The 7,577-nt window shown below is 64.9% G+C and carries 7 protein-coding genes and 1 pseudogene; 3 read left to right on the top strand and 5 right to left on the bottom strand.

What is annotated here, in order from left to right:
* Positions 1-138, top strand: a pseudogene (locus B2527_RS05255) (glycine C-acetyltransferase); the annotation flags it as partial.
* A 138-nt stretch (positions 139-276) separates the two neighbouring features.
* Here B2527_RS05255 and B2527_RS05250 read toward each other — a convergent pair.
* The 4 genes from B2527_RS05250 to B2527_RS05235 all read right to left on the bottom strand — a co-directional run bounded on the left by B2527_RS05250 (position 277) and on the right by B2527_RS05235 (position 3,300).
* Positions 277-576, bottom strand: a complete 300-nt coding sequence (locus tag B2527_RS05250; RefSeq protein ID WP_293706481.1) for a hypothetical protein — start codon at positions 574-576, stop codon at positions 277-279.
* Positions 577-677: 101 nt separating this feature from the next.
* Positions 678-1,502 (bottom strand): pseudouridine synthase, encoded by an 825-nt coding sequence (locus B2527_RS05245; protein ID WP_293706480.1) that lies wholly within the window; start codon positions 1,500-1,502, stop codon positions 678-680.
* A 23-nt stretch (positions 1,503-1,525) separates the two neighbouring features.
* Entirely contained in the window at positions 1,526-2,023 is a 498-nt protein-coding gene (locus B2527_RS05240; protein ID WP_293706479.1) for a hypothetical protein, read from the bottom strand.
* Between the two features lie 176 nt (positions 2,024-2,199).
* Positions 2,200-3,300, bottom strand: a complete 1,101-nt coding sequence (locus B2527_RS05235) for an OmpA family protein (RefSeq protein ID WP_293706478.1) — start codon at positions 3,298-3,300, stop codon at positions 2,200-2,202.
* Positions 3,301-3,682: 382 nt separating this feature from the next.
* Between B2527_RS05235 and B2527_RS05230 the strand changes: the two genes are divergently transcribed.
* Both B2527_RS05230 and B2527_RS05225 read left to right on the top strand, forming a co-directional pair.
* Entirely contained in the window at positions 3,683-4,708 is a 1,026-nt protein-coding gene (locus B2527_RS05230; protein WP_293706477.1) for a zinc-binding alcohol dehydrogenase family protein, read from the top strand.
* A gap of 102 nt (positions 4,709-4,810) precedes the next feature.
* The gene (locus B2527_RS05225) at positions 4,811-5,431 is read left to right on the top strand and encodes a YczE/YyaS/YitT family protein (RefSeq protein ID WP_293706476.1); all 621 of its coding nucleotides are present in this window, start codon (positions 4,811-4,813) and stop codon (positions 5,429-5,431) included.
* 14 nt (positions 5,432-5,445) lie between these two features.
* On the opposite strand, the gene B2527_RS05220 is transcribed toward B2527_RS05225, so the two are convergent.
* Positions 5,446-7,485 (bottom strand): LTA synthase family protein, encoded by a 2,040-nt coding sequence (locus B2527_RS05220; RefSeq protein WP_293706475.1) that lies wholly within the window; start codon positions 7,483-7,485, stop codon positions 5,446-5,448.
* Positions 7,486-7,577 lie beyond the last annotated feature (92 nt).

Raw genomic sequence — 7,577 nt, 5'->3', positions numbered from 1 at the left:
TTCTTCTTCCCGGTGGTGCCCAAGGGCCAGGCCCGGATCCGCACCCAGATCAGCGCCGCACACAGCCGCGCCCACCTGGACCGCGCGATCGATGCTTTCACCCGAATTGGTCTGGAATTGGGTGTGATCAAGGGCTGAGGCGGATTGCCCTTGGTTTGAAAGCAGAACAGGCGCCCTTGGGCGCCTGTTCTGTTTGTAGTGCCGAGCCATGCTCGGCAGTGGCCTTGCCGGTGAGGCCCCAGCCGAGCATGGCTCGGCACTACATGTATTGTTCGCTCAGTTCTTCGCCGCTTCCGGCGCTGCGGCTGGCGCCGGTGCGCCCTTGGCCACACGGATGCCATTGGCCTTCATCCAGGCGTCGAACTGATCCGCACTCATCCTGTTCTCGCCTTCCTGCATCAGGAAACGGTAATTACCCAGCGCATCCTTCTCGGCCGTCGGTGCCGCCGGGACGGTGACGATCACCGGCAACTCCTCGGCCTTGGCGGCAGTCTTGCCCGAGCTCGCGCACCCGGCCGCAGCCGCAACCATGCCGAGCATCAAGGCGATAGCGGAGACGCGGAAAAAAGCATGCATGGACGTGGCCTCTTGGAAGTTAGGGCCACAGTCTAATCCAACGCTACAACAAATCTACCCATTCCATTGAATTTATTGAAATTAAACTCTTCAACCCCGATTCAACGCGCCTCCAGCGCATTCAGTTCTGCAGGGCTGAGCTCACGCCACTGCCCTTTCGCCAATCCCCCCAGCGGCACAGGACCGATCGCCACCCGCATCAGGCGCAGCACCTCCAGCCCCAAGGCCTTGAGCAGGCGCCGGATATGCCGGTTGCGGCCCTCATCCAGCACCACCTCCAGCCAGGCCGTGCGCTCGCCGTGGCGCAGCAGTTGCACTGCATAGGCGGCCAGATACTCGCCTTCGTCCTCGATGCCCTGCTGCATGCGCTGCAGCTGCGCGGCGTCGGGCACGGCATCGACCTGCACGTGATAGGTCTTCAGTGGACCGCTGTCCGGGTCGGTCAGGCGTGCAGCCCATTCCGGGTCATTGCTGAAGAACAGCAGGCCTTCGCTGGCCTTGTCCAGCCGCCCAACCGGGGCTATCCACCCGAAATCCGCGTCTGCGAAGCATTGGTACACGGTGTCGCGGCCGCGTTCGTCCTGCGCCGTTGTCACCAGCCCTCGCGGCTTGTTCAAGGCCAGATAGACCCGGCGCTGGGCCTGCAGCGGCTGGCCGTCCAGCATCACCTGCTGGCGCCCGCTCACTACCGGAAACTCCGGGTCACGCACCACTGCGCCATCGACGCTGACGCGACCGTCCAACACCCGTCGTGCGGCCTCGCTACGCGAGCACACACCGGCCTTGGACAGCACCCTTGCCAGGCCATGGCGCACGCCCGCTGGCGCCGCCTTGTCAGCAGCGCGCGCGGCGGGACGCGAAAGCAAACGCCCGCCGGGTTGAACGCGGCGGGCGTGCGGGTATTGCGGGGGCTTGCGCGAGGCCATCGTCGGATGCGGCCAGTGCCGCCTTACTTGACCTCGGTTGCCGGCTGGTCGGCAGCCGGTGCCGCTGCGGCCTCGGCCGGTGCCGGGCGTGCTTTCACCACACGCACGCCGCGGGCCTTCATCCAGGCATCGAATTCTTCGGCGGTCATGCGCTTGCCGTTCTGGCTCATGTCAAAACGCCAGGGAGTGTTGTCGAACTCGGTCTGCGGCTTGTAGGCCGCCGGGTCGTTGGCATTGATCGCCGGACGGGCCGGCATGGCGCTGGCAACGTTGTTGCAGCTCTCAACGCGCAAGCGCATCAGCACGCGATCCAACGACTGTTCTTCGCCGCCGGTGCTCAACACGCCGGACGGCATGCCCAGCTGACCCGGACGCACGTACAGCTCCGATGCCACCGGCGCGATGACCGTGGCCGGCAGCGGTGCCGGCGGTACCACCGAGGCGGCCGAGCAATCCACTGCGGCGTAGGCGGCAGGCGTCAACGCCATCGCGACAAAACCAGCCAGGGCAATACGCAGCATCCGGATTTCCATTCAAAGAGATGACGCGGCGAGTGTAGGCAGCGGCCGCGGTGCTTTCAACCGCCATACGCAGGTAAAAGCGAATTCATCGCGTATTTGCCAGGAACATCGCCCTTGCAGATGCAACAAGGCCCGGCAGAAGCCGGGCCTTGTCTTGTATCAACCGAAGCGTCCGATCAGTTCTGGACGTTCAGTTCGGTGCGGCGATTCTTTGCGCGACCTTCCGGGTTGTCCGAACCATCAGCATTGGTGTTCGGAGCAATCGGACGGCTCTCGCCGTAGCCGATCGGGCCCTGCAGACGAGCAGCCGACACACCATTGGTGGTCAGGTAGTCGTACACAGCCTTGGCGCGACGCTCGGACAGCTTCTGGTTGTAAGCGTCGGTACCCTTCGAGTCGGTGTGACCGGCAACTTCAACGCGCAGATCCGGGTAACGCTTCAGGATCTCGGTGGCTTCGCTCAGGATCGACACGGCGTCCGGACGCAGGGTGGCCTTGTCGAAGTCGAAGTTCACGCCCTTCAGATCGATCGAGACCGGCACCGGGCAACCGTCCGGACCGATGGTCTGACCCGGCTGCGAGTTCGGGCACTTGTCGTCGCAGTTGTTGACGCCGTCACCGTCGTCATCCAGGTCTGCGCAGCTCGGAGCAACCGGAGCCGGTGCCGGAGCAACAGCAGCAACCGGGGCCGGGCCCAGCGGGATCACGACGCCGACCGAAGCCAGCACGTCGCCGAACCAATCCTGCTCGTTACGAGCCTGGGCCGGAGCGATGCTCTGGTCGTCGAAGTCAGCACGGTAGGCCAGTTCGGCACGCACGGCGACGCGCTTTTCGAAGGTGGTCTGCAGACCGACACCGACCTTGGCGGCCAGGTTGCCGTCCTTGCGGTCCTTCAGCTCAGCGCCGGACAGGTACTCTTCTTCCGCCTTCTGGTAGCCCAGGCCGGCCAGCAGGTACGGGTTCCAGCCGCGGCCTTCCTTGATGAAGTGGCGACGCAGGTCCAGCGAAACGCCGTACTGCGACCAGTTCTGGTCCTGGTTGTTGTCGAAGTTCGGGTTCTGATAGTTCAGCTCACCGTCCAGCGACCAGTTCGGGCTGATGAACTTGCCCAGACCCAGCGTAGCGAACGGGGCATCGTTGGTGCCACGGTCACCGTCCTGGAAGTTGAAGCCGGCCGAACCGGTCAGGTACCAGCGGTCGTCGAATTCCTGGGCCGAAGCGGCCTGGGCGAAAGCCAGACCACCGAGCAGCGCGGCGGTAAGGATCTTCTTGTTCATGAAATACAGCTCCTTGTTTCGGGGGTATGAAACCGGTAGAGGCATGGTCCAGCACAGCGATAATCGTCGCGTTCAGAGACGGCCGTTAATCCTCACGCCATCGCTGCTCACATTATGCGCTGGGCCGTGAAGACGATGTTAACGCACGTATAACAATTGAAGCGACCACCAGACCTCTACGTGTCCGGCTGGGCGCACCGTATACAGCTTGATCAAAGGACGCAAGAGTCAGGCGTGGCAAGGCCTGCCGGAGATTTGCTGCGGTGCGGTCAGTTTTGTCCGCGCAGACCGCGAAAATACAGGCATTGCACTGCGGTTACCGCCAGCTGAACCAAAGCCTGCGTATTATCAACCCGCCCCCACTATTACGGAACTTTCCCGAATGAAAGCGATCGGCCTGCGCCATTACCTTTCCATCGACGATCCACTGGCGCTGGAGGACGTACAGATCGATGCACCGGCCGTCCCGCAGGGCCAGGACCTGCTGGTCCAGGTCCAGGCCGTGTCGGTGAACCCGGTGGATACCAAGCTGCGCAGCCCGCGCGCCGGCGAAGAGAACCCGCCCCGCGTACTGGGCTTTGACGCGGCTGGTGTGGTGATTGCGGTGGGGCCGGAGGTGACGGCGTTCGAGGTCGGCGACGAGGTCTATTACGCCGGCGATGTCACCCGCCCGGGCTGCAATGCCCAGCAGCAACTGGTGGACGAGCGCCTGGTTGGGCGCAAGCCGACCACCTTGGACTTCGCCGAGGCCGCCGCCCTGCCGCTGACCACGCTCACCGCGTGGGAGCTGCTGTTCCAGCGTATGCCTTACCAACTGGACGGCCGCCGCAACACCGGCAAGGTGCTGTTGATCATCGGTGGCGCCGGGGGCGTGGGCTCCATGGCCATTCAGCTGGGTCGGCATGCCGGTTTCACCGTGGTTGCCACTGCCTCGCGCAGCGAAAGCCAGCAGTGGTGCCAGCAACTGGGTGCGGCGCACGTGATCGACCATCGCCAGCCGCTGGCCCCGCAACTGCAGGCGCTGGGCATCACCCAGGTGGACGCGGCGCTGAACCTGGCTGACACCGACCGCTATTGGCCACAGCTGGGCGAGCTGCTGGCGCCGCAAGGCCATGTCGGCCTGGTGGTGGAACCCCGCGGCGAGCTGCGGATCGGCGATCCCTACAAGGCAAAGTGCATCGGCATCCACTGGGAGTTCATGTTCGCGCGCGCCCGCTTCCGCACTGCGGACATGATCGAACAGCACCGCATCCTCACCCGCGCCGCCAGTCTGATTGATGCCGGTGAGCTGCGTACCACGCTCAGCCAGCGTCTGGGCCGGATCAATGCCAGCCACCTGCGCCAGGCCCACCAGCAACTGGAGTCCGGCAGCACCATCGGCAAGCTCGCCCTGGAAGGCTGGGACTGAGCCTCAATACCCTGCTCACCTTGCGCCGTTGCAGCTTTGGCAGCGGCGCAAGCGCCCCCTGCATTGCTTCTGCCGCCAGCAGCAGCCCCTGATCGACTCACCATGCCCCTCTTGCACCTTGCCCCACGCCTGCTGCAGCTGTTGCTGGGTTTGTTTCTGTTCGGCATCGCCTCTTCCTTGATGATCCGTGCCGGCATCGGCATTGCGCCCTGGGACGTACTGAGCCAGGGCATCGCCCTGCGCAGCGGTTGGGGCTTCGGCGTCATCACCAATATCGTAGGCGTCTGTGTCCTGCTGATGTGGGTACCGCTGCGGCAGAAGCCCGGGCTGGGCACCGTGCTCAACGTGCTGCTGATCGGCCCCAGCGCGCAACTGGGATTGAATCTGTTGCCGCCGGTGCAAGGCGTGCTGTGGCAGTTGCTGTTGTACGCCGCCGGCCTGGTACTGCTGGCCGTCGCCACCGGGCTCTACATCGGTGCCCGCTTCGGCCCCGGCCCGCGCGACGGTCTGATGACCGGGCTGCATGCGCGTACCGGCTGGGCAATCTGGAAAGTGCGCACCTTGATTGAAACCTGCGCCTTGGCGGTGGGCTGGTGGCTGGGTGGCAATGTCGGCTGGGGGACACTGGCCTTCGCCCTGCTGATCGGGCCGCTCTGTGGCATCACCCTGCCCTTGTTCGACCGCCAACCCAGAACAGCAGCGCCCGCGCCCAGCACAGGGTGAAGACAGTTGCGCTGTCAGCGGCGGTTGCGCAACACATGCTGGCGGATGTGCCAGTCGCGCAGCGCGCCCCACGCCACGGCCTGCCGTACCTGCGCCACGCTGATCGGATCCGGCACCACGCCCTGCACCTGGACGTGGCTGTGATCACGCCAACGGTACAGGCGCGGCTTGTCCAACGGGAACAGCAGGCCCGCCTGGGTATAGAGACGATCGAACTGCGCCAGCGCTTCGCCACCGCCGGGCGCGGCCTTCCAGAGATTACGGCCGGTCGCGAAATAGCGCTGGCCTGGCACCGCTAGTTCCACCAGCGTTGGCACCAGATCGGCATGGCCGGCGAAAGCCTGGCCATCGGGCGCGCCGTCCAGCGTTGCAAAGGCCGGCGGAACCCGCATCCACGCAAACACACGATCCACGTCCACCTGCTGCGCCGGCAAGTCATAACGGTAGTGTGTGCGCAGGTTGTGGTCGCCCGCAGCAGCGATCACCGTGCGCTCTCCCAACGGTTGCTGGCGCAGCGCCTGCAGGAAGGCCCCGAACTGGTCGGCCTGGTACTGGTAGGTGGCCAACATCGCCCGCAGTTCCGCTGCATTGTCCAGACCCCGCTCGCCCAATGCCGCCGGGTCCAGGGGATAGCTGCGATGCGGGGTCTCCAGCGTGAAGGGCGGATGGTTGGTGGTGGTCAGCAGCACAAGGAACATGCGCTCGCCGCGCGCGTCAGCCTGCTCCAGCAGTTCCTGTGCGAACTGGAACAGCCAGGCGTCGTAGATGCCCCACTCGGTACCACGCGCAGACGGGAAGCGCATGCGGATGTCGCGCGCGTCATACACCTGGTCAAACCCCTGGTGGCGGAAGGCCGTACCGATGTCCCGCCAGTCGCTGCCCCCACCATAGAGGAACACCGTGCGATAGCCGGCACGCTTGAATGGCAGGGCCGCCGAGGTATCAAACGTCAGGCGCGCATTGCGGCCGCGGGTCAGCGGGCTGATCGACGAGCCCAGCAACACGCTTTCCAGCACCGGGTGAGTGCCGTTCTGGCTGGCGATGAAATTGTCGAAACGGTGCCCATGGGGCAACTCATCGCGCAGTCGCCCCAGCATGTCGTTGCCCGGGCCATCGACATGCAGCAGATCCTGACCAAAGGATTCCAGCAGGCCCAACACCACATGGGGCGATTGGGCCAGCGCACGGGGTTGCCCCGGCGCCCGCGGAAACAAGGCCGCCTGCACCAGCTGCGGATCGCCCGATGGCAGGCCGGCGGCAAGTGCGGCGTCCTGCAACGTGGCGAATCCCTGCCGTTGCACGCCAACCAGAGGATCATCAGCGATGGTGTTTTCCTTGCCTCTTATCCGCGCCGCGCGGTACAGGGTCAAAGGAGCGTTGAGCACCAGCGCATTGAGGAATGGATCGGCAGAGACCGTCACATCACGGCGGATCAACGGGAACGTGCCGACGCTGCCGCGCGCCAACAGCACCAGCAACAGACATTGCAGTACCACCAGCCCGACCTGCAGCCCGCGCCGTGCGGGCCGACGCCAACGCGCCTCCAGCCAACGACCACCGTACGAACTCAACCAGGACAGCCCCATCCCTGCCACTGCAAGGCCCAGCAGGCCCGGCACCACGGGGTAATCTGACCAGATGGTCTCCAGCACGGCGGCAGTGTCGTCCTCGAACAGACCGAACACGATCGGGTCGAAGCGGGTCTTGTAGAACCCGTAGTAGAAATGCTCACAGGCCGCCGCCAGTACGAATGCCAGCATCATTGCCACCAACAACCCCTGCGCCGCCCGCACTGCCTGCTGCCGCCTACCCGCCAGCCAGAGTGGCAGCGTGAGCAGGGCGACCAGGCTGGCGGTGATCGCCCCTACCACCAGGTCGTAGCGCAACCCCATGCCCAGCACGGGCCACAACGCTTCCCATTGCCGCTGTTCGCCCGCATACGCCCACCACAGGCCCAGCCGCGCCAAGCTGCCCAGCAACACCATGGCAATCACCAGCAACCAGAGCCGGGGCGCAATCGCCGTACCAGATGCATCACACGGACGGGCATTCATCAGAGCTGTTGGACCTGGATTGACAGGGGTACAGAAGACCCGGCGGCGCGCATTGTAATGCGACTGTCACACTGCCCGGTATCAGGACACCG

Origin of the sequence: Stenotrophomonas sp. UBA7606, from assembly GCF_002477705.1 — a bacterium.
Lineage (GTDB): Bacteria > Pseudomonadota > Gammaproteobacteria > Xanthomonadales > Xanthomonadaceae > Stenotrophomonas.
Note: the sequence above shows the minus strand (reverse complement) of the source record. Positions and strands in the feature narration are given on the sequence as shown.